The 2500-nt window shown below is 53.2% G+C and carries 1 rRNA gene (running past both ends of the window); it reads right to left on the bottom strand.

The window, feature by feature from the left end:
• Positions 1 to 2500 (bottom strand): 23S ribosomal RNA (locus NKJ76_RS06680) (it extends past both window edges: 191 nt to the left, 111 nt to the right).

Genomic DNA, 2500 nt, shown 5'->3' with positions numbered 1-2500 from the left:
ACAGGTCCACCAGAGATCCGTCCATCCCGGTCCTCTCGTACTAGGGACAGATCCTTTCAATATTCCTACACCCACGGCAGATAGGGACCGAACTGTCTCACGACGTTCTGAACCCAACTCACGTACCGCTTTAAATGGCGAACAGCCATACCCTTGGGACCTGCTCCAGCCCCAGGATGCGATGAGTCGACATCGAGGTGCCAAACAACCCCGTCGATATGGACTCTTGGGGGTCATCAGCCTGTTATCCCCGGCGTACCTTTTATCCGTTGAGCGATGGCCCTTCCACGCGGGACCACCGGATCACTATGACCGACTTTCGTCTCTGCTCGACTTGTCAGTCTCGCAGTCAGGCAGGCTTATGCCATTGCACTCAGCGAACGATTTCCGACCGTTCTGAGCCCACCATCGCGCGCCTCCGTTACTCTTTAGGAGGCGACCGCCCCAGTCAAACTACCCACCATACATTGTCCCGGACCCGGATAACGGGCCGCGGTTAGACATCCATAGTAATAAGGGTGGTATTTCAAGGGTGGCTCCACCTGAGCTGGCGCCCAGGTTTCAAAGCCTACCACCTATCCTACACATGCCACTACGAATGCCAATGTAAAGCTATAGTAAAGGTGCACGGGGTCTTTCCGTCTAACCGCAGGAACCCCGCATCTTCACGGGGAATTCAATTTCACTGAGTCTATGCTGGAGACAGCGGGGAAGTCGTTACGCCATTCGTGCAGGTCGGAACTTACCCGACAAGGAATTTCGCTACCTTAGGACCGTTATAGTTACGGCCGCCGTTTACTGGGGCTTCGATTCAGAGCTTGCACCCCTCCTCTTAACCTTCCAGCACCGGGCAGGCGTCAGACCCTATACGTCGTCTTGCGACTTCGCAGAGCCCTGTGTTTTTGATAAACAGTCGCTACCCCCTGGTCTGTGCCACCCTCCTCTACTTGCGTAGAAAAGGGTCACGCTTCTTCCGAAGTTACGCGTGCAATTTGCCGAGTTCCTTCAGCATAGTTCTCTCAAGCGCCTTGGTATACTCTACCTGACCACCAGTGTCGGTTTCGGGTACGGTTTATAAGGAGGAGCTATTTCCTGGAACCGCTCCGCTGCCCGTTCAATCCGATAAGATTGGACAACTTGTGCGATCCGTCACTACCTCCAAGCCCACGAATATTAACGTGGTTCCCATCGACTACGCGTTTCCGCCTCGTCTTAGGGGCCGGCTAACCCTGCTCAGATTAGCTTTAAGCAGGAACCCTTGGTCTTTCGGCGGGGGAGTCTCTCACTCCCCTTACGTTACTCATGTCAGCATTCGCACTTCTGATACCTCCACCACCCCTCACGGGTATGGCTTCGTCAGCTTACAGAACGCTCCGCTACCGCTTGGCCCTTGCGGACCAAACCCTAAGCTTCGGTGTATGGCTTTAGCCCCGTTACATTTTCGGCGCAAAGACCCTTATTTAGACCAGTGAGCTGTTACGCTTTCTTTAAATGATGGCTGCTTCTAAGCCAACATCCTGGTTGTTTTGGGATCCTCACATCCTTTCCCACTTAGCCATAACTTGGGGACCTTAGCTGTAGGTCAGGGTTGTTTCCCTTTTCACGACGGACGTTAGCACCCGCCGTGTGTCTGCCGACTAGTACTCCCAGGTATTCGGAGTTTGGTTAGGTTTGGTAATCCGGTGAGGACCCCTAGCCCATCCAGTGCTCTACCCCCTGGGGTATTCGGTCGACGCTCTACCTAAATAGATTTCGCGGAGAACCAGCTATTTCCGAGTTTGATTGGCCTTTCACCCCTAGCCACAAGTCATCCCGAACTATTGCAACAGTTATGGGTTCGGTCCTCCAGTAAGTGTTACCTTACCTTCAACCTGCTCATGGCTAGATCACTCGGTTTCGGGTCTAATGCGACGAACTGAACGCCCTGTTCAGACTCGCTTTCGCTGCGCCTACACCTAGCGGTTTAAGCTTGCTCGTCACACTAAGTCGCTGACCCATTATACAAAAGGTACGTGGTGACCCTTACGGGCTCCCACTGTTTGTAGGCAATCGGTTTCAGGTACTCTTTCACTCCCCTTGTCGGGGTGCTTTTCACCTTTCCCTCACGGTACTAGTTCGCTATCGGTCATGCACGAGTACTTAGGCTTGGAAGGTGGTCCTCCCAATTTCAGACAGGATTTCACGTGTCCCGCCTTACTCGAGGACGATTGATTGCATTACGCGTACGGGGCTGTCACCCACTATGGCCCTACTTTCCAGAAGGTTCCGCTTGTCTCTCAATCGCCACTGGCCTGGTCCGGGTTCGCTCGCCACTACTTCCGGAGTCTCGGTTGATGTCCTTTCCTACGGGTACTTAGATGTTTCAGTTCCCCGCGTTCGCCACTTTATCCCTATGTATTCAGGATAAGTTACCTATTATCGATACTCGGAAACCACAGCAGCAGATCGCTCTGCTACTCTGATTTTCCAAGTACCTTAGGTGGGTTTCCCCATTCGGAAA

The sequence above is a fragment of the Mesorhizobium sp. M0029 genome, assembly GCF_040323735.1.
In the GTDB taxonomy this organism is placed as follows: Bacteria; Pseudomonadota; Alphaproteobacteria; order Rhizobiales; family Rhizobiaceae; genus Mesorhizobium.
This window is presented reverse-complemented; position numbering and strand designations above follow the sequence as displayed.